The organism is Rickettsia lanei, assembly GCF_056242675.1.
Genome location: NZ_CP172233.1, coordinates 36,595 through 56,156 on the forward strand (window position 1 = coordinate 36,595; position 19,562 = coordinate 56,156).

The following is a 19,562-nucleotide window of genomic DNA, read 5'->3' on the forward strand; positions in this document are numbered from 1 at the left end:
ATATAAATTGCTAATATTTGGGGAGTTTAGGTTTTGTTGCATAGCTCGCTTATGTCATTCCCGCATAAGCGGGAATCCAGGGTAAAGCGAGATAAATCGAGTTTTTAGTTTTAAAAACTTACTGTATTTATATTTTTTACTGGATTCCTGCTTTCACGGGAATGACATAAGAGTCACCCAATAAAATTGGCATTTAAAATCATTTTATATCATGGACACAAACAAATTATATCTTTTCAAAGATAGACGATTTTTACCGAATTTTATAGTGCAGTTATGCGGTTGTCTTAATGATAATATATTAAAAAATGCTCTGGTAATCCTTATCACTTATGGTATTTCAGGAGCTTTAAGTCAATATAATAATCTACTTGTTTTAATTGCTAATGCTACTTTTGTATTACCTTTTATAATATTCGCAAGCATAGCAGGACAAATTGCCGATAAATACGAGCGTGCAAATCTTATTAAAATTATTAAGATTTGTGAAATCGGTATAATTGCCTTTGCAATTTACGGATTGCATCATAATAATCTGTTAATCCTGTTTTGTTCTATTTGCTTAATGGGTATACATTCTACTTTTTTCGGTCCAATCAAATATAGCGTATTACCTGATCACCTAAATAAAGATGAACTACTTGGAGCTAACGGCTTTGTTGAAGCCGGAACTTTTATCGGTATTTTTATCGGTACTATAATCGGCAGCTATTATACAATCAGCAATAATTTTATAATTTATTCCTTAATTACCATCGCTTTGCTTGGCTTTATTACAAGCCTTTTTTCCCCAAAATCTAAAAACGTAAATCGTGATATTAAAATAAATTTTAATATTATAGATGAAAGCATAAATATGATTAAATATGCCAAAGCAAAAAAACAGATATATTTAGCTATACTTGGTATTTCATGGTTTTGGTTTATCGGAGCTGCTATAATTTCTCAAATACCTTTACTTGCTAAGATAACTTTTAAAGCTGATGAGAATGTTGCTAATTTATTTTTAGCGGTTTTCTCTCTTGGTGTTGGGGTCGGTTCGTTTTTATGTAGCAAAATATTTGAAGATGAGATTACCGTTAAATATCTATTTATTTCAGCCCTAGGCATTAGTATTTTCGGTATTGATTTATTCTTTGCAAGTAGAATTAGCTCAGTTAACTACGAACCTACTCAGCTAAAAAGTATTTTAGTATTTTTATCGAAAAGACATAATTGGCGCATAGTTATAGATTTATTGTTCTTAGCGGCAATAGGCGGATTATATATCGTTCCGCTTTTTGCGATATTACAGCATTACGCAAACCCTACTCATCGTAGTCGAATTATTGCCGTTAACAATCTTATCAATTCCATTTTCATGGTGGGATCCACAATAATTCTATCTTTATTATTTTACCTAAATTTCACTATACCCTGGATTATATTATTTATTAGCCTAGCTAATATAATCGTTACTATACATATTTACCGTTTAATACCTGAAGTTAAAATTATTCCATTTAAGCTATTGCGAAGAATATTCCAAATCTGTTTTGATCTTATGTATAAGGTTGAAGTTAAAGGATTTGAAAATTTTCAAAAAGCAGGTAAAAAAGTAGTAGTGGTCGCTAACCATATTTCATATCTAGATCCGCCGCTAATTGCTACTTACTTACGAGAAGAAATGACTTTTGCAATTAGTCCCGATATACAAAAAATATGGTGGATTAAACCGTTTTTACGTATGGCAAGAACTTTGCCGGTTGATCCAAGTAACCCAATGGCAATAAAGACTTTAGTAAAAGAAGTACAAAAGGATCAGAAAGTAGCAATTTTCCCTGAAGGTAGAATAAGTGTTACCGGCTCTTTAATGAAAATATACGAAGGACCGGGAATGATTGCCGATAAAGCCGGTGCTACCGTCTTACCGGTTAGAATAGACGGTACTCAATTTACTCATTTATCAAAATTAAAAAACATATTAAAAAGAAAAATATTTCCTAAAATTACTATAACCATTTTACCGCCGGTCAAATTCGCTAATATGGATGCTACAAGCAATCAAGAACGACGCAGTTATATATCTAGGACTCTTTATGATATCATGGCTGACATGATGTTTGAAAGTTCAGACTATCAAAATACTGTATTCTCATCTCTTATAGAAGCTGCTAAAATTCATGGATTTAAGAAAAAAATAGTTGATGATTTTGAAAATAATGCGGTTACTTATCGAGATTTAATATTAAAATCTTTTATCCTAGGTGATTTAATCAAAAAGAATAATATCTTTGGCAGAAATTTAGGCTTAATGTTGCCTAATACCACGAATACGTTAATTACTTTTTACGCTATGCAATCTAGCGGTTATGTTCCTGCTATAATTAACTGGAGCAGCGGCATAAGTACTGTTATTAACTCCTGTAAACTTGCACAAATTAAAGTAGTTTACACTTCAAAACAATTTATTGAGAAAGCAAATTTACATGAATTAATAACTAACTTATTAGATTTCGGTATTAAAATAATATATTTAGAAGATTTTAAAAAGCAGATTGGTACAGCCCTAAAACTAAAAGCAAAAATAGGAAGTTATTGTGCCCAAACTTATTACAATTATTTTTGTCGTAATCGTGATGACGGAAAACCGGCAGTGATAATTTTTACTTCGGGTACTGAAGGTAAACCTAAAGCCGTATTATTATCTCACAGAAATTTACAAACTAATAGATATCAAATAACTGCTAAAGTACCTTTTAGCCCTGAAGATATAGTATTTAATGCGCTACCGCTATTTCATTGTTTTGGTCTTAGTGGTGCAATTATTACAACTTTAAACGGTATTAAGCTGTTTCTATATCCTTCTCCACTAAATTATCGTAGCATTCCTGAAGTTATATACGATATTGGAGCAACTATATTAATTTCTACCGATACTTTTTTAAACGGTTATGCTAATTACGCTCACCCATATGATTTTTACTCATTACGCTATATATTTGCCGGTAGCGAGAAATTAAAAGAATCTACACGACAATTTTGGCTTAATAAGTATGGCATACGTATTTTTGAAGGATATGGGATTACAGAAGCCTCACCTATTATAGCTTGCAATACCCCTATGCATAATAAAGCAGGCACGGTAGGAAGATTATTACCGAAAATTGATTATAAGCTTGAGAAAGTAGAGGGAATAAATGAAGGGGGACGTTTATTCATTAAGGGTCCTAACATAATGCTTGGTTACTTGGACTTAGAAGGTCACCATACTTATAAAGAATGGTACGACACAGGCGATATAGTAAAAATTGATTCTGAAGGATATATAACAACTCTAGGACGTTTAAAACACTTTGCTAAAATAGCAGGGGAAATGATATCTCTTACAAAAATTGAAGAACTTGCAAGCAAAATTGATCCTGATTCCTTGCACGCTGCTATTTCTATTCCCGATAAAACGCACGAAGACAAGATTATTTTACTTACTACCGGTTCCAATATAAATAGAGAGAACTTTGCAGATGCTGTATCTAAAGCTCAAATGCCTTTACTACATTTACCGAAAGTAATTATTACCGATTCAGAAATACCTCTACTTACAAACGGCAAAATTGATTATCTTGAGATTATGAAAAACGTGGATAGATTTTAACGTCATTACGAGCGACTGCAAGGAGCGTGACAATCTCAGGAATCGTGCCTGAGATTTCTTTGTCGACGCCTATGGCGTCTTCTCGCAATGACAGAAAAAAAATGCCACACACAACAACGCTGGTCAAACCACAGGACGACATTTATTTTTTCTTTTGACTATTTAATAGCAACATTCAAAACTAATTTAAACCACTTACCTAATAACTCTTGATCCTCCATAATTTCAGGTAACACCTTCCAATATTATAGAGTTACAAGTTTACCTTTACTTTGATATACAAATGACTCAGAACCGAAAGATTGAAAATATTCATAAGTGCTTAGGTCTGACTTAAAATATAATTCATTGCTCTTAATAATTCCTATCATAACACCACCCTTATATATACCATATCCACCAAACATTACACGAACGACTACTGAACCATATTGGTTCTAACAATTCTTTGACATATTCAGTAAATGCATTTGGGTTCATAATAATCGCTTTAAATACAACAAACCATAAATAAACGTACCTAATATAATAAACAATGGAGTTAAAGGTAAATCAAAGTAGAAAGAGCTAAATGCAGCACAAAAATTAATAAATAAAGATATAAGAATTGATATTATAATCATCTGGGAGGGGCTATATGCTACAAACCGTGCAATCATTGCAGGAATAAGTAAAATAGCAGTTACCATAAGTACTCCGACAATCTTTATAGCAGAAAATACCGATAATGAGAGAAGAAGTAAAAATATTAGCTCAATAATATTAACCTTTAAGCCTTTTATGACGGCAATATCTCTATTGATAATGATAAGAAGAATTTGATTATAAAAATATACTATAAAGCCTATAATAGTTATGAGCACTATTGCAAGTATCATCAAATCATTAAAAGATACGGATAAAATATCCCCAAACAACAAATTCACTATATTATTCTGCAAAGAAGTAAAATAATTAATAACTAAAGCAACAGCTAGCATAAAGCTAGAAATCAAATTAATAACTGCGTTTTTTTCAGAATTATTTTTAAAAATAAACACAAAAAACGAAAAAAGAATTGCAACTATTATGCCTGAATATATTAATGGAACATGTGCTATAATACTTATACTAGCCACTAAAAAACTACTATGAGCAAGCCCGTCACCGAAATAAATATATCTCTTCCATAGGGCAATGCAGCCAAGCGGGGCAAATATGCAGCTAATTAAAATTAAGGCTAGTATTATTAAAGTCATCTGAGTATATTATATATGTTTGTTGTATGGCCTCTTGTTATCCCGTGGCTTGACCACGGGATCCACTAAAGTTCTTAGGCTGTACTTATGGAGCCCGTGGTCAAGCCACGGGATAACATTGGAAAGAATCATAGACTATGTCTTCAATCAATAAAAAAGAATTAGAAAAATTTGAGAAAATTTCTCATAATTGGTGGAATAAGGACGGAGAATTCGCTATCTTACACCGAATCAACCCTATTCGCCTTGAATATATAATAGAGAAAATAACTACGCATTACAATAGACACCTTTCCAAACTCGCCTATAGAGAGGAATTTGTAGGAAACATGCAGCACAGCACCGCAGCGTACGCTTTGGTAAGTGAGGATGCAAGCAGCAGATTGATACACAAATTACCTCTAGAAGTAGAGTTTGAAAAGATGTCTAACGATATTTTTAAATTAGAAATATTAGACGTCGGTTGCGGTGGAGGGTTAATTGCAACGCCTTTAGCGGCTCAAGGTTTTAACGTTACAGCCATTGATGCACTGCAAAGTAATATTGAAACGGCAACTGCTTATGCTAAGGAAAACGGCGTAAAGATAAATTATTTACAATCTACTATAGAAGAATTAGAAAGTGACAAGCTATATGATGTGGTAATTTGTCTTGAGGTTATTGAACACGTAGAAAACGTACAGCAATTTATACTAAATTTGGTGAAGCATATTAAGCCAAACGGTATGGCAATAATTTCTACGATTAACCGTACTCAAAAAGCTTATATACTTGGAATAATAGTTGCCGAATATATTTTAGGTTGGGTACCAAAAAACACTCATGATTATAGCAAATTCCTAAAACCGTTGGAAATTTACGAAATGCTTACGGATACCAAAATTGAAATTAAAGAGCTGAAAGGCTTGGTATATGATCTGGCTAAAAATGAGTGGAAATTAAGCGATGATATAGATGTAAATTATTTTATGTGTTTGGGGAGAAAGAGTATGTGTTATCCTAGCTAACTTGATCAGCCTTGTGACATGAATACCGAATCGTCATTGCGAGCGACTGTAAGGAGCGTGACAATCCAGAAAAATAATAAAAAAATGCTAACTTTTAGCATTTTTTACTAGATTGCTTCGTCAATGGCTATGCACTTTCCTCGCAATGACGCAAAAACTGATCCATACAACACAGCCAACTTGATCGCGGGATCCAGTTAAACATACTAATAATATTAGTATGTTTAGTTGTTTTCTGGATACCTTGGCAAGCCACGGTATGACACAGTTCTTAGTATATATTTAAAAAAGATAATAAATGAATAATAACGTAATTACTAGATTTGCTCCGTCACCGACGGGGTTTTTACATATAGGTTCGGCAAGAACCGCCCTTTTTAATTATTTGTTCGCAAGGCATCATAACGGTAAGTTCTTGCTTCGCATTGAAGACACTGATAAAGAAAGGTCAACTAAAGAAGCGGTAGAAGCTATATTCTCAGGTCTAAAATGGCTAGGGCTTGATTGGAACGGTGAGGTTATATTCCAGTCTAAACGTAATAATCTTTACAAAGAAGCTGCACTAAAATTACTGCAAAACGGTAAAGCATATTATTGTTTTACTCGCCAAGAAGAAATAGAAAGACAGCGACAACAAGCTTTAGAAAATAAACAGCATTTTATTTTTAATAGCGAGTGGCGTGACAAAGATCCATCTATCTATCCTACTGATATTAAGCCGGTAATACGTCTAAAAACTCCAAGAGAGGGTAGCATAACAATTCATGACACTTTACAAGGTGAGGTAGTAATTGAAAACTCTCATATAGACGATATGGTACTATTAAGAGCAGACGGCACTGCTACTTACATGCTAGCCGTTGTAGTAGACGATCATGATATGGGTATAACTCATATTATTAGAGGTAACGATCATTTAACCAATGCAGCAAGGCAACTCGCTATTTATCAGGCTTTCGGATATGCAGTACCGAGCATGACTCATATACCGTTAATTCATGGAGCAGACGGAGCAAAATTATCCAAAAGGCATGGAGCATTAGGCATTGAAGCTTATAAGGATATGGGGTATTTACCGGAAAGTTTGTGCAATTATTTACTGCGTCTTGGATGGAGTCACGGCGATGATGAAATTATCTCAATGACTCAGGCTATAGACTGGTTTAATCTTGATTCACTCGGTAAATCACCTGCTAAGCTTGATTTTGCTAAGATGAATAGCCTTAACTCTCATTACTTAAGAATGCTTGACAATGATAGCTTAACTTCAAAGACTGTAGAGATATTGGAACAAAATTATAATAAACTTCTTCGGAAGCTCGCTTATAGGGAGGAATTTGGAGGAAACACGGAACACAGCACCGCAGCGTATATAGACATACGTGAGGATGCAAGTACCGGATTGACATACAAATTACCCCTAGCAGTAGAGTTGCCGAAAAAGTTTAAGGTTAGTGAGCAGGAAATAGGCTATATCAAACAAGCAATGCCAAGCTTGTTAGTTAGAAGTGAAACATTACTAGAACTAACACGCCTTGCTCAAATTTATCTAGTAGATTCGCCTATCATCTACAGCCAAGATTCAAAAGAAATTATAGAAAATTGCGATAAGAATTTAATCAAACAAATTATAGAAAACTTAAGCGAACTTGAGCAGTTTGATAAGGAATCCGTACAGAATAAATTTAAAGAAATAGCAGCAGCAAACAATTTAAAGCTGAATGACATTATGAAACCGGTAAGAGCTTTAATAACAGGTATGACTGCATCACCTAGCGTATTTGAGATTGCAGAAATTTTAGGAAAAGAAAATATTTTAAAAAGGTTAAAAATTATATGAAAGATTGTATAAAAAAAATTGCTTTTATTTTTAGTGGATTATTTATAATAACCGGCACTTTTGTTTTGTATAGCATAGAAAACGTCAACGCATCAACAGCACCAAAAAAGTACGGAGCTTGGACTTTAAGTTGTACTCTTAATAATGAGAAAAAACAACTTTGCTTCTTATCACAACAAATTAATAATCTAGAGAAAGATAAAGAAAAGGAAATATTAGCCATTTATCACATAGGTTATTTCAATGGGGAACAAGAAAAACAGGAATTAAAAATAATAGAAATAGTCCCGTCAAATGTTCAAATTCCGGCAGGTACAGTTATTAATAGCGGTGACAAACGAATAGCAGCCGGAAAATACGTAAATTGTACAGTAAACGGCTGTCAGGCTTTAGCTATTATTACAAAAGACGATCTAGACATGATTTTATCAAACGATAATTATATAGAACTAATTACCGCAGACGGCAAACAAGCTAAAATTGCATTTATAAAAGACGGCTTAAAGGAAGGCCTAAAAGCTTTAAGTAGATAGTAACGCAAGAATTTAAGCATTGTTGCTGCGAGCAACTGAAAGGAGCGTGGCAATCTCAAGATTTTGGTCCGAGATTGCTTTGTCAAAATTTTTAATTTTTCCTTGCAATGACGACTTGGGTATCCGCACAACAAAGCTTTGAGTCGCTTAGCGCATCACCACTCGCTACTAAGTTGCTTTAAAGCTTAATTAAAGCATCGTGATGATGGTGTCCATGTCCAGGGGCCCCCTTCACCGCCTAAACTTGCTTCATATTCAAGAACACCCATGATTGATGAAATGCCATGCCGGTCAGCGACTATCCATCTCTCTAAAAGAACGCGAAATCGCGCTTCTCTTTCCAGAAGAATTATTGAGTGATCAGTAGAAGCAGGTAATGGATGGCTCCAAAATGGTTTTTCTTGGCTTATATTTTCAAAAAATGTCTTAAGCTCATTAAAAGTTAGTCTTTGAGAAAAATCCATTAGGATAATCAGTGATCGCATATGTATAATAACCACGTGTTTTATGTGCCATGGTATAAATCCCAATGTATATCAAACTTGTCACCGACTTTTACTTTATGAACATGATGGTACTTGCTTCTATCTCTCCAATCAAATGTTTTGTCAGATGAAAATTGTCACATTTCTGCATTAGTATAATTAACAGAATCTCTCTCATCTTCTTTTCCAACGCTAAGAAGATGTCCCTCTTTAAATTTATACTAATTCAGCTAATAGTTATACTTACGAATAACTAAACACCAATTAAAGCAATAAACTTAATGAAGTTCTATTAATATTTCTAATTAATTTACTATTTTTAGTAAATATTAATAAAACCCAGCTTTAGTTGATATTAATAGGAAAAATTAAGCTTGTGGCGAGCTTCGCACTACCCTACCCTATTATTTTATCTTTTATCCTTTAGATTGCTTTTAGAACCTAATTTTTTAAGTTTTATATATAAAATTTAAATTATCTTATTTTAGTCTTTCTTAACTGTATAAATTATAAGATTTTTTTAAAATAAGAATAGTAATTTTCTAAAACCTTACTAATTTTAGTTAGCATAGTTTAACCAACCAAAAGCTAGAAATTGTTATTACTAATTTTTTAAATTAAACGAATATAGATTAACCTTGCCTATAACTGCAACAAGAAATCTATTCTTAATAATTAAAGCGTAAAACCGTTTAAAACCTTTTGATCATCCTATATAAGGCTGTTAACAAAATAACTTTAATTGATAATTAAAGAGATTTTTACAGTAATAAATATCCCTATTTCAAAAAAATCTTATAATTTGTAGTGAAAAAGAATTTAATGAGCTTTAAAATTATTTTGTTAACAGTCTCATAGGATAAATACCAAAGGTTGAGCTATTATAATTAATTAAAAAATATTTGCAGTCATTTATTGAAATAATTACAAGAAATTCTATATTTTATTTTTTTAGGAAGAGTTTTATTAAAGAGTTTATTTTCACATTAAGCAAAGAATCGCTTTAAAACCCATTTGTTGCATAAATCAGTTGTGTCCTACTGCGACTTTTAATAATGTGTTACAGCACGTTGTTAAAATCGTCATTGCGGAGCAGGGCATTGCCTGCGTGGACTAGCTGCTCAATTGTCATCCTGCGAGCTTGTAGCAGAATCCAGTTTAAAATACTATATTAGTATTTTTTCTGGATACCATGGTTAAGCCATGATATGACATTGAACAGGTTTTGCGGTCCACGCAACAATGCCTCCTTACAATGAGGGGAACGCGCAATACAACAAAACGGGTTTATTAGATCTATTGCATAACCTATCTTATAGAGATATAGACTTAGAAATCCATACCGCCCATGCCTCCCATACCACCACGCATTGGCATTGGCTCTGCCTTATCAGAAGGTTCGTCAACAATTAAAGTTTCCGTGGTAATAATTAACGAAGCAACGGAAGCAGCATCTTGAAGTGCAGTACGCACTACTTTAGCCGGATCAATAATTCCTGCTTTAATCATATCGACATATTGCATATCTTGAGCATTAAAGCCATAATTTTTATCCTTATGTTCTAGTAATTTACCAACTACTACGCCACCGTTTTCACCGGCATTTTCAACAATCTGTTTTAACGGATCCTTTAAAGCTTCTATTACTATTTCAATACCAGCTTGTTGATCCTTATTCTCTACTTTAAGCTTTGTTAAAGGTTGTGATGCATGAAGTAATGTTACACCGCCACCGGCAACAACACCTTCCTCAACTGCCGCTCTTGTAGCAGCAAGTGCATCTTCAACACGATCTTTACGCTCTTTCACTTCAACTTCCGTAGCACCGCCAACCTTTAATACGGCAACACCGCCGGAAAGTTTAGCTAAACGCTCTTGCAGTTTTTCTTTATCATAATCAGAAGTAGTTTCAGCTATTTGAGATTTAATTTGTAATACTCTATCTTCAATATTTTTCTTATCACCGTTACCGTCAACAATTACGGTATTTTCTTTAGAAATTGTTACTCTTTTTGCTGTCCCTAGACTCTTAATACTCACATTTTCAAGCTTCATACCTAAATCTTCAGTAATAAGCTCACCTTTAGTTAGGATAGCAATATCTTCCATCATTGCTTTTCTTCTATCACCAAAACCGGGAGCTTTTACTGCCGCAACTTTTAAACCACCACGTAATCTATTGACTACAAGCGTTGCAAGAGCTTCGCCCTCAACATCCTCAGCAATAATTAATAGCGGACGTTGTGATTGTACTACAGCCTCAAGTATAGGTAACATCGGTTGTAAATTTGATAATTTTTTCTCAAATAGTAAGATGAAAGGATTTTCAAGCTCAGCAACCATTTTCTCGGAATTCGTTACAAAATACGGTGATAGATAACCTCTATCAAACATCATACCTTTAACTACTTCAACATCGAAGCTAAAATTCTTTGCTTCTTCAACGGTTATCACGCCTTCTTTACCGACTTCCTCCATTGCCTTAGCAATTTTCTCACCGATTTCCTTATCACCGTTTGAAGAGATAGTACCGACTTGTGCGATTTCCTCTTGGCTATTGATTTTTTTACTGGATTTTTTAATTTCTTCTACTACTGTGTTTACTGCTAAATCCATACCACGCTTTAAATCCATAGGATTATAACCGGCAGCTACTAACTTATTACCCTCACGAGCCAAAGCTCTAGCAAGTACCGTAGCTGTAGTAGTACCATCACCGGCTACTTCTGCAGCTTTTGTAGCAGCTGATTTTAATAGCTGAGCTCCCGCATTTCTAATTTTATCTTTTAACTCGATCGATTTTGCAACCGTCACACCATCTTTTGTAATTTTCGGTGAACCAAATGATTGCTCTATAAGTACATTTCTACCTTTTGGACCTAAAGTAACTTTTACTGCATCTGCAAGTATATCAATACCTTCTAACATTTGCTCACGAGCTTTTGAGCCGTGTTTAATAAGTTTTGTTGCCATATTTAATTTCTCCTTAAAAACAAATAATTAATTAATAATACCAAATACGTCGCTTTCTTTCATCACGATCAGTTTTGTGCCTTCAATTTCAATTTCGGTACCTGCCCATTTACCGTATAAAACTTTATCGCCTACTTTTAGCTCTAAAGGATGAATTTCGCCTTTTTTATTACGAATACCATTACCTACGGCTACTATTTCACCTTGCATCGGCTTTTCTTTTACAGTATCCGGAATAATAATTCCACCTTTAGTTTTTTCTTCTTGTTCGATAGGCTTTATTGCAATTCTATCATGTAATGGTTTAAAAGACATTTTAACCTCCAATTATTAAATCTTTAATATGTACATACTATATATATTTTATTTTTGTTAGTTCAAGGGGCAAGAATAAAAATTTTTTTATTAGAGGTCTATTCTTTCTCAAAATCCTCTAAACTAGTGCCGTGTTTAGTTTTACTCCATTTCAAATTCAAAGGACAGAAAATTATTTCAAATACTGCTTTATATGAAGCTACAGTATGTAATATAAAATAACTAGCCCATAAGCTCAAAGCTACTATATCCTGAAATTTTACTTTTCCGCTTTTTAAAGAATTTTTTAATATATACAGAGCTGTACCATATAGATATAAAAGTGAAAAAATACTATTAATAAGCCATAAATAATTAATTATAGAATTTTTATTTATAACAATAGAAAATATTATAAAGGGTAAACTCCAAAAATTATAAGTAGATAAGGAACACATAAATTGTTATTACTTGCAATAAAGTAAACTTTTGGCATTTATCTTTTTGTGCTTTAAATACCAAAAATGTTTGCAAAAAACCTTGAATCCAATGTGATCTTTGATTTAGCCAATTACCTAAACTATTCGGAACCTCTTCTAGAGTATAGGAATCAAGAATAGCTACTTTATAGTTCTGTGAGTAAATTCTTATACCAAGCTCGGCATCTTCTGTTACATTATAAGAATCCCATCCGCCAAGCTTATTTAATATATCCGTTTTAAAATGATTACTAGTACCCCCAAGAGGTGTAGGAAGTTTTAGCAAACTTAATCCTTTCAAGATATATTCAAACCATAAACTATATTCTATATTAAACATTTTTGAGCATAGGTTAAAATATTCTCATTTTTATTATAAAAATTAAGCTTAACTTGAAGACAAGCATATTCTAGAGGTAAGTTTTTAAACATTGCTAGAGCTTTAAGTAGCTGTTCAGGTTTATCTTCAGCATCATATACTACTAGATACTCACCATGTAAATATTCTAGAGCATAATTAAGGGCTTTCGGCTTTTAGTTCTTGGTAGACTTTTCAGAACAGATATAACATGAAAATAAGACGGTAAATTATATAACACTATTTCTTTAATCATTAGATAATCGTCATCTTCGATAATACATTTTAACGCCTAGCTTATCTTTTGGATAATTAATTAATGAAATATTTTTAATTCTTGACCTTAACTTACTTAATTCTATAACGGTACTAAAACTGTATAAACCGGTAAAGCTTTCTCCTCATTTTGAAAAATTTGTGATTCCACCGAATAATTTTTAGTACTACTTGTTTTGTGAAGCGATTCCACCTCTATCATCCCGCGACTTGATCGCAGGATCCAGTTAAAAATACTAATATTAGTATTTTTAATTATTTTCTGGATACCGTGGTCAAACCACGGTATGACACCGAATACGCTTTTCAATCCATGCAACCCTTACCGAAGGCGATTCTCTTACTGCCCTTATACATAACAGAGATTTTAAAATATTTTGCAAACAATAGCTTATATTATTAACAACATGCAATAAAACCGGCAGATAAATCAATGTGGCTATAAACACGACGAAAAATATTATTATTTTATTGGTATAATTAATATTCTTAGCAATAATCGGCCCGACTTTAAATTCAAGAGCATATTTTGCTTTGATACTAGTTAAATAGGCAAAATTTTTTTCTAATAATTTATAAAAATAATATTTCTTGATCAGCATTATAGATCTAAAAATATTATTATTACTAAACAATATTTTTAGATCTATTTATAGCAGTTATTGTATTACTATGAACATCGTCATATATACAATAACCATTCACTACATAGACTTGTATATAAGAATAATTATAAATTTTAATATAAGAAATATTGCTTATTAGCAGCAATATTCTATTTTCATATAATATATCAATCATTATCTCATTATCGATAATTGCTTCTTCGATCATAGCTTTTAAACTTAGCTTGTTTTTTACCTAATAAATTTTTATCTCTGATTATCTGTAATATTATATCTTCATTTATACATCTAACCATGCTGAAAAATTTATACCTGATATTTTATATTTCTTAATTTGAAAGACTGTGATCCCAAAAATGACCGATTTGAGCAGTTAACAAGTTTCTATTCTCTTTACCAAAATTAATTATTTTTACAATTCCTAAATGCTCATAAACTGAACTATCATATACATAGCCGTAATTTTGCCGAGTATGGTATTTTGTAAAACTTGTAAGCATTATGCCGTTTTTAAATTTAATGCCTTCACAAATAGAAAAATTATAATACATCTTCTTAGAACCAATATTAATTGAATGTCCAAAGCTAAATATATTTTGATTAAAAATAATAACAGGGCAGATATTTTTAGACATTCCCATTAGTAAAGATATCTCGCCTAAAAAATCTTCTTTAAGTTTTTTACTCTTACTCATTAAAATTTTAGGCTGAGCCGCAATAACAAAATCTTTATCTTCAAATAGCTTCAATTTATAGTACATAGAAGCATCCGTGCTTATGTTTTTTTCATTCAAAAATTTATCTTCTTTGTACAAAAAATGTACTCCAATATTTTGATTATCGGTAATACCGTATTCTACAGTACTACTTATAAATTGCTCATATTGATCAGAGGATAATTCTACTAATAAGGCATAATAGACAATAATATAATCTTAATACCATAGCCGCTTAAATTTAAAAAATACACTATAATAACAATTATAAATTGAGTAAAGAGCTAGGTTAAAAAATTTTTAATTGAAGTAGTATATGGCATATTGTAGTAATGATTTTATAACTTAAAATTCATTCAAAGAGGAAAATATGCAAGATCCAAAATATAGAACTATTACTTTTACCGAAGAAAGTAGAACAGCAAATATTAACATATCCCCCAATAAAATAACAATTGGCGCTAATCAGCGTGTTACGTTTGAAAGCCTAGGCAATGTTGCGGAATTAATCTTAGGACCACATAGTAGTGTTAAAGTAACAGATCTTAATCATAAGGTATTTATAAATAATACCAATCGAGATAAGATAATTATATTATCAGGTGAACATATTGCTTTTCATGATAATCCATACGCGTAATAAATACATTCTTCTCGTGGAAGATTGGTTGCGTGGATACATGCACCGTCATTGCTAGGAGCAAAGCGATGCGGCAATCCAGAGCAATAATAAAAAAATGCTATAAATTAGCATTTTTTGCAATGACGGGAACACTTATCCACTTAGCAACTTTCTAAGACCCAAACAGTACCTGATTTTGTAGTTTAAATAATTCCGCAGCTCCGCCTTTAGCAAGTTTTAACATTGCTAAAAACTGCTCTTCGGAAAAAGGATTTTTCTCTGCTGTGCCTTGTACTTCGATTAAATTACCGTTACCTGCAAACACAAAATTACTATCCACGTCCGCATCACTATCTTCTAAATAATCCAAATCTAGTATCACCTCACCTTTATATATACCGCAAGAAATAGCTGCAATTTGACTAATTAACGGGTTCACCTTTAAAACTCTCTTTTTCATCAAGGACCTAATAGCTAGGTGCAATGCTACGTAGCTCCCTGTTATTGCTGCAGTTCTAGTACCGCCGTCAGCATTAATAACATCACAATCTATGATAATTTGCCTCTCGCCGAGTTTCCTCACATCAATTACACATCGCATTGCCCTACCTATTAAACGCTGTATCTCTTGCGTTCTTCCGCCTTGTTGCCCAAGTGCCGCTTCTCTTTTCATACGCTGTGATGTAGAACCGGGAAGCATACCGTACTCGGCAGTAATCCAGCCTTGATTTTGTCCCCTCAAGAATGGCGGTACGGTAGTTTCACAAGTAGCACTACACATGACATGTGTATTACCGATTTTAATAAGACATGAACCTTCCGCATTAATAAGCGGGGATAATTCTAATGAAATAGGACGTAATTGGTTACTTTTTCTTCCTGACTGTCTCATAATACAATTTGTACTCCATAAGTAAAAATAAATAGTAAAGTTTAATTTGGAAAAGAGTAAGGAGTTTCATATTTTTTGACCGCAGCATACATACTAGTACGTGAGGATAAAAAAATACGCAACAACGACACCAATTTTTCAAATTAAACGAGTATACCATTGAAAAAATTTTTATTATATCTATATATACCTCAAAAAAGAAATAAATATAAAGTAAATAATATGATAGACGATAATATAGAAAATAATGAACAAACAATAAATGATATTGCTGAAGAGATAGTTGAAACAGCAAATCCGGAGGTAACAGCGTTAAAAGCCGAGATTGAAGAACTAAAAGATAAGCTAATAAGAACTACTGCTGAAATAGACAATACAAGAAAGCGTTTAGAAAAAGCACGTGACGAAGCAAAAGATTATGCAATTGCTACATTTGCTAAAGAACTACTAAATATTAGTGATAATCTTTCAAGAGCATTAGCACATAAACCGGCAAATTCTGATGTAGAAGTCACAAATATTATTGCAGGCGTTCAGATGACTAAAGACGAGCTAGACAAAGTCTTTCATAAACATCATATTGAAGAAATAAAGCCGGAAATAGGATCAATGTTCGACTATAATTTACATAATGCAATTGCACAGATAGAACATCCTGATCATGCACCGAATAGTATTATTACTTTAATGCAATCAGGATATAAAATTAGAGATAGACTACTTCGTCCTGCTACCGTACAAGTAGTTAAAAAACCTTAATGCTCGATCAACTTTTCAAAAATTGGCGTCGTCGTTTTACAAGACACGTATTAAGTGTATACGCTGTGATCTTCGCCTTGTGAACTCCTAGCTCTTTTTGCAGTTGATCTTCGTATAGAAAATGAGGAAAATAATAATGAATAGAACCGTTATATTTTGGCTAGTTTTTTTAGGGCTTTTTATCAGCGGTTTTATGCTAATTTCAGACGCAATAAAACCATTTTTTATCGCATTTATAATATCTTACTTACTACAACCTGCTATAGGTTTTATCGCATCAAAATTTAAAATATCAAATAAATTTGCATCAAGCATAATTTATCTGATATTTTTGAGCATATTTTTCTTAAGCTTAACTATTTTAGTGCCGATAATTTATGGACAAATTTTTACTTTTATAAATAATATTCCAAAATATAACAATTATTTACAGACAGAAATATTACCGCCTATAATGGTAAAAATTTATTCGATAGAACCTGATATTGCTGATAAAATCAAGAATTCTTTAAGCAATTTTATAAATAGTATATTTACTATACTTGGCAGTATTGCTAATAATTTTTGGCGTTATACTATTATAACTATTAACATATTTGTTTTATTGTTACTGATACCTATAATATTATTCTATTTCCTACGTGATTGGGCTAAAATTATTGCAAACATGAAATCATTATTACCTATAAAAACCCGACCGAAAATCCTTGAAATATTATCGGCAATTAATAATCTGTTATCTGCTTACATAAGAGGACAGCTAAATATTTGCTTATTATTATCTACTTATTATAGTATTGCATTTACCGTAATAGGTATTGATCTCGCTCTTTTACTTGGCATTTTAACAGGATTTTTAGTTATTATTCCTTTCCTTGGTACTTTTATATCATTTCTTTTAACTCTAATTATCGGCTATTTAACTTTTGGTGTAACTACTAAATTACTATATATAATGATAATTTATCTAGTTGGAAATATTTGCGAGTCTTATATTTTCACCCCTAAAATTATCGGTGATAAAATAGGGTTACATCCTCTTTGGATTATATTCTCAATTTTTGCCTGCGGCAGTTTATTTGGAATTATTGGAATATTTTTTGCTATACCGATTGCAGGGATTACAAAAATTTTACTTTTGAATCTAATTAAATTTTATAAATCTAGCAAATTCTATCGAGTAGATGACTAAAAAATTTTTATAACAGTGCAGCAATATATATTTCGTTTTACTACTTCTAGTAAATATCATCCTGATGAATTTATTGTTTCTAGTTCTAACGATCAAGCTTATAATATTATAAAAAATTGGCAGTGCGGCTTTGGCGTTAACCCTTATAAATTTACTTTATTAATTAAAGGCCCTTCTTCGTCAGGCAAAACTTATTTAACCAAAATATGGCAACATTTAAGCAATGCCTATATTATTAAAGATATTTTTTTTAATGAAGAAATTTCAGAAAAATATAATGCTTTCATCATTGAAGATATTGAAAACTGGCAAGAGCCAGCATTACTTCATATATTTAATATTATTAACGAAAAACAAAAATATCTTTTACTTACCGCATCTGATAAAAGCAGAAATTTTACTTTACCCGATTTATCTTCACGTATTAAATCAGTACTTAGTATTCTATTAAACTCACCTGACGATGAATTAATCAAAATTCTAATATTTAAGCATTTTGCTATTGCTTCGGTAACAATATCCCGACAAATAATAGATTTTCTTTTAGTAAATTTGCCTAGGGAATATTCGAAAATTATAGAAATATTAGACAATATTAACTATTTTGCTTTAATTTCCAAAAGAAAAATAACAACTTCATTAGTCAAAGAAGTTTTAAATAAGTATCATCATAAAACATTGTAACTTTTGCCTTGAATTTATAGACTTGAAATCTTCTCAATATAACCTTTCTATAAATTAACTTTTTAGAAAAAATTGTGTTGGGATACGAAAAAAAACAAAAAAGTTTAAACAGAGAACAAAAAGGGGCTATAGGCATAGGCTTACTATCTATAGGTACTTTTTGAGAATATTTTGATCTTATGCTATATGTTCATATGGCACTAATTGATGAGCTTTTCTTTCCGCAATATGATACTCACGTTAATCGACTTCTTGCAGTTTTTTCTTTTTGTTCTACTTTTATTTTTAGACCCTTAGGAGCTTTATTATTTGGCTGATAATATAGGTCGGAAATCCACAGTCATTATTACCACTATTTTAATGTCATTTTCTTGCATCGTTGTGGTTAATCTTCCTACTTATGCCTAAGTAGGTGCTAGTGCCGCCTGCATAGTAACAATATGCCGTATAGTGCAAGGTATGTCATCCATGGGAGCAAGAGTAGGAGCAGCATTATATTTAACGGAATCTGTTGGAGTTCTTGAACGCTTTCCTGCCATAGCATTTGTAGGGGTGTGGGCTAGCTTAGGATTAACTGTGGCCCTTGGCGTAGAAACCTGAGTTACATCCTATGACTTTAATTAGCGTATCGCATTTTGGGTAGGTACAGGAATTGCATTAATAGGTAGTGCTGCTAGGACTACTTTGCGAGAAACACCGGATTTTGTTGATGCTAAGTGTAGAATACACGAAACGATAAAAGATAGTAATATAATTGATGTAGCAAAGATAACAAATAATCCTGTATGGCAGGAAAAAGTTAATAAGAAGACTGCAATTTATTATTTTTTAATACAAATTTCTATAGTAGAATTTTTTGTAGCACTAGCACTTACGTGTTTATGCTATAAATGCAATTAGTAATATTTTTAACTTTTCTTCTATCTAGTCCATTAATATTAGATAATATAACGC

20 protein-coding genes and 1 pseudogene are annotated in these 19,562 nt (G+C 32.1%); 10 read left to right on the top strand and 11 right to left on the bottom strand.

Annotation, left to right across the window (positions count from 1 at the left end; translation table 11 throughout):
* The first annotated feature begins 211 nt into the window (after window positions 1-211).
* A complete protein-coding gene (locus ACHBLB_RS00215) occupies window positions 212-3,634 on the top strand; it encodes an acyl-[ACP]--phospholipid O-acyltransferase (RefSeq protein ID WP_475841766.1) in 3,423 nt (1,140 codons plus the stop codon).
* Window positions 3,635-3,776: 142 nt separating this feature from the next.
* Here ACHBLB_RS00215 and ACHBLB_RS00220 read toward each other — a convergent pair.
* Window positions 3,777-4,114, bottom strand: a pseudogene (locus ACHBLB_RS00220) (TfoX/Sxy family protein).
* Entirely contained in the window at window positions 4,111-4,872 is a 762-nt protein-coding gene (locus tag ACHBLB_RS00225; RefSeq protein WP_004997884.1) for a metal ABC transporter permease, read from the bottom strand. Before ACHBLB_RS00225 ends, ACHBLB_RS00220 begins: the two are co-directional and overlap by 4 nt.
* Window positions 4,873-5,009: 137 nt before the next feature.
* On the opposite strand from ACHBLB_RS00225, the gene ubiG reads away from it, so the two are divergent.
* The 3 genes from ubiG to ACHBLB_RS00240 all read left to right on the top strand — a co-directional run bounded on the left by ubiG (window position 5,010) and on the right by ACHBLB_RS00240 (window position 8,252).
* On the top strand, window positions 5,010-5,879 hold the full coding sequence (gene ubiG / locus ACHBLB_RS00230) for a bifunctional 2-polyprenyl-6-hydroxyphenol methylase/3-demethylubiquinol 3-O-methyltransferase UbiG (protein WP_475841768.1): 870 nt from the start codon (window positions 5,010-5,012) through the stop codon (window positions 5,877-5,879).
* Window positions 5,880-6,177: 298 nt separating this feature from the next.
* Window positions 6,178-7,719, top strand: a complete 1,542-nt coding sequence (gltX, locus tag ACHBLB_RS00235) for a glutamate--tRNA ligase (RefSeq protein WP_475841770.1) — start codon at window positions 6,178-6,180, stop codon at window positions 7,717-7,719.
* A complete protein-coding gene (locus tag ACHBLB_RS00240; protein ID WP_475841772.1) occupies window positions 7,716-8,252 on the top strand; it encodes an invasion associated locus B family protein in 537 nt (178 codons plus the stop codon). Before gltX ends, ACHBLB_RS00240 begins: the two co-directional genes overlap by 4 nt.
* 1,814 nt (window positions 8,253-10,066) lie before the next feature.
* On the opposite strand, the gene groL is transcribed toward ACHBLB_RS00240, so the two are convergent.
* From groL to ACHBLB_RS00280, 8 genes are all read right to left on the bottom strand, one after another.
* Window positions 10,067-11,710 carry a chaperonin GroEL gene (groL, locus tag ACHBLB_RS00245; RefSeq protein ID WP_475841774.1) on the bottom strand — a complete coding sequence of 548 codons (1,644 nt, stop codon included), beginning with the start codon at window positions 11,708-11,710 and terminating at the stop codon, window positions 10,067-10,069.
* A gap of 27 nt (window positions 11,711-11,737) precedes the next feature.
* Complete coding sequence (locus ACHBLB_RS00250) at window positions 11,738-12,025, bottom strand: co-chaperone GroES (RefSeq protein WP_475841776.1); 288 nt, start codon at window positions 12,023-12,025, stop codon at window positions 11,738-11,740.
* A gap of 98 nt (window positions 12,026-12,123) precedes the next feature.
* The gene (locus ACHBLB_RS00255) at window positions 12,124-12,462 is read right to left on the bottom strand and encodes a hypothetical protein (protein ID WP_475841778.1); all 339 of its coding nucleotides are present in this window, start codon (window positions 12,460-12,462) and stop codon (window positions 12,124-12,126) included.
* The gene (locus tag ACHBLB_RS00260) at window positions 12,440-12,769 is read right to left on the bottom strand and encodes a glycosyltransferase family 2 protein (RefSeq protein ID WP_475841780.1); all 330 of its coding nucleotides are present in this window, start codon (window positions 12,767-12,769) and stop codon (window positions 12,440-12,442) included. The genes ACHBLB_RS00255 and ACHBLB_RS00260 overlap by 23 nt, the downstream gene beginning before the upstream one ends.
* Before the next feature lie 430 nt (window positions 12,770-13,199).
* Window positions 13,200-13,427 carry a hypothetical protein gene (locus ACHBLB_RS00265; protein WP_475842816.1) on the bottom strand — a complete coding sequence of 76 codons (228 nt, stop codon included), beginning with the start codon at window positions 13,425-13,427 and terminating at the stop codon, window positions 13,200-13,202.
* Window positions 13,393-13,752 (bottom strand): hypothetical protein, encoded by a 360-nt coding sequence (locus ACHBLB_RS00270; RefSeq protein WP_475841782.1) that lies wholly within the window; start codon window positions 13,750-13,752, stop codon window positions 13,393-13,395. The genes ACHBLB_RS00265 and ACHBLB_RS00270 overlap by 35 nt, the downstream gene beginning before the upstream one ends.
* Complete coding sequence (locus ACHBLB_RS00275) at window positions 13,745-13,951, bottom strand: hypothetical protein (protein WP_475841784.1); 207 nt, start codon at window positions 13,949-13,951, stop codon at window positions 13,745-13,747. Before ACHBLB_RS00275 ends, ACHBLB_RS00270 begins: the two co-directional genes overlap by 8 nt.
* A 121-nt stretch (window positions 13,952-14,072) precedes the next feature.
* The gene (locus ACHBLB_RS00280) at window positions 14,073-14,558 is read right to left on the bottom strand and encodes a hypothetical protein (protein WP_475841786.1); all 486 of its coding nucleotides are present in this window, start codon (window positions 14,556-14,558) and stop codon (window positions 14,073-14,075) included.
* A 271-nt stretch (window positions 14,559-14,829) separates the two neighbouring features.
* On the opposite strand from ACHBLB_RS00280, the gene ACHBLB_RS00285 reads away from it, so the two are divergent.
* Window positions 14,830-15,099 carry a hypothetical protein gene (locus ACHBLB_RS00285; RefSeq protein ID WP_475841788.1) on the top strand — a complete coding sequence of 90 codons (270 nt, stop codon included), beginning with the start codon at window positions 14,830-14,832 and terminating at the stop codon, window positions 15,097-15,099.
* 154 nt (window positions 15,100-15,253) lie between these two features.
* On the opposite strand, the gene rph is transcribed toward ACHBLB_RS00285, so the two are convergent.
* A complete protein-coding gene (gene rph, locus ACHBLB_RS00290; RefSeq protein ID WP_475841790.1) occupies window positions 15,254-15,973 on the bottom strand; it encodes a ribonuclease PH in 720 nt (239 codons plus the stop codon).
* Between the two features lie 222 nt (window positions 15,974-16,195).
* On the opposite strand from rph, the gene grpE reads away from it, so the two are divergent.
* From grpE to ACHBLB_RS00315, 5 genes are all read left to right on the top strand, one after another.
* The gene (gene grpE, locus ACHBLB_RS00295) at window positions 16,196-16,732 is read left to right on the top strand and encodes a nucleotide exchange factor GrpE (protein WP_475841792.1); all 537 of its coding nucleotides are present in this window, start codon (window positions 16,196-16,198) and stop codon (window positions 16,730-16,732) included.
* Window positions 16,733-16,868: 136 nt separating this feature from the next.
* Window positions 16,869-17,924: an AI-2E family transporter gene (locus tag ACHBLB_RS00300; RefSeq protein ID WP_475841794.1), complete on the top strand. Its 1,056-nt coding sequence runs from the start codon at window positions 16,869-16,871 to the stop codon at window positions 17,922-17,924.
* Window positions 17,925-17,939: 15 nt separating this feature from the next.
* Complete coding sequence (locus ACHBLB_RS00305; RefSeq protein ID WP_475841796.1) at window positions 17,940-18,608, top strand: HdaA/DnaA family protein; 669 nt, start codon at window positions 17,940-17,942, stop codon at window positions 18,606-18,608.
* Between the two features lie 450 nt (window positions 18,609-19,058).
* Entirely contained in the window at window positions 19,059-19,208 is a 150-nt protein-coding gene (locus ACHBLB_RS00310) for a proline/betaine transporter (protein WP_475841798.1), read from the top strand.
* A gap of 84 nt (window positions 19,209-19,292) precedes the next feature.
* On the top strand, window positions 19,293-19,508 hold the full coding sequence (locus ACHBLB_RS00315) for an MFS sugar transporter (RefSeq protein ID WP_475841800.1): 216 nt from the start codon (window positions 19,293-19,295) through the stop codon (window positions 19,506-19,508).
* Window positions 19,509-19,562 lie beyond the last annotated feature (54 nt).

What these genes read in the sequence shown, in the direction of transcription:
- ACHBLB_RS00215 (WP_475841766.1), top strand. Translation starts at nt 212, where the DNA reads ATGGACACAAACAAATTATATCTTTTCAAAGATAGACGATTTTTACCG.
- ACHBLB_RS00225 (WP_004997884.1), bottom strand. Translation starts at nt 4,872, where the DNA reads ATGACTTTAATAATACTAGCCTTAATTTTAATTAGCTGCATATTTGCC.
- ubiG (WP_475841768.1), top strand. Translation starts at nt 5,010, where the DNA reads ATGTCTTCAATCAATAAAAAAGAATTAGAAAAATTTGAGAAAATTTCT.
- gltX (WP_475841770.1), top strand. Translation starts at nt 6,178, where the DNA reads ATGAATAATAACGTAATTACTAGATTTGCTCCGTCACCGACGGGGTTT.
- ACHBLB_RS00240 (WP_475841772.1), top strand. Translation starts at nt 7,716, where the DNA reads ATGAAAGATTGTATAAAAAAAATTGCTTTTATTTTTAGTGGATTATTT.
- groL (WP_475841774.1), bottom strand. Translation starts at nt 11,710, where the DNA reads ATGGCAACAAAACTTATTAAACACGGCTCAAAAGCTCGTGAGCAAATG.
- ACHBLB_RS00250 (WP_475841776.1), bottom strand. Translation starts at nt 12,025, where the DNA reads ATGTCTTTTAAACCATTACATGATAGAATTGCAATAAAGCCTATCGAA.
- ACHBLB_RS00255 (WP_475841778.1), bottom strand. Translation starts at nt 12,462, where the DNA reads ATGTGTTCCTTATCTACTTATAATTTTTGGAGTTTACCCTTTATAATA.
- ACHBLB_RS00275 (WP_475841784.1), bottom strand. Translation starts at nt 13,951, where the DNA reads ATGATCGAAGAAGCAATTATCGATAATGAGATAATGATTGATATATTA.
- ACHBLB_RS00285 (WP_475841788.1), top strand. Translation starts at nt 14,830, where the DNA reads ATGCAAGATCCAAAATATAGAACTATTACTTTTACCGAAGAAAGTAGA.
- rph (WP_475841790.1), bottom strand. Translation starts at nt 15,973, where the DNA reads ATGAGACAGTCAGGAAGAAAAAGTAACCAATTACGTCCTATTTCATTA.
- grpE (WP_475841792.1), top strand. Translation starts at nt 16,196, where the DNA reads ATGATAGACGATAATATAGAAAATAATGAACAAACAATAAATGATATT.
- ACHBLB_RS00300 (WP_475841794.1), top strand. Translation starts at nt 16,869, where the DNA reads ATGAATAGAACCGTTATATTTTGGCTAGTTTTTTTAGGGCTTTTTATC.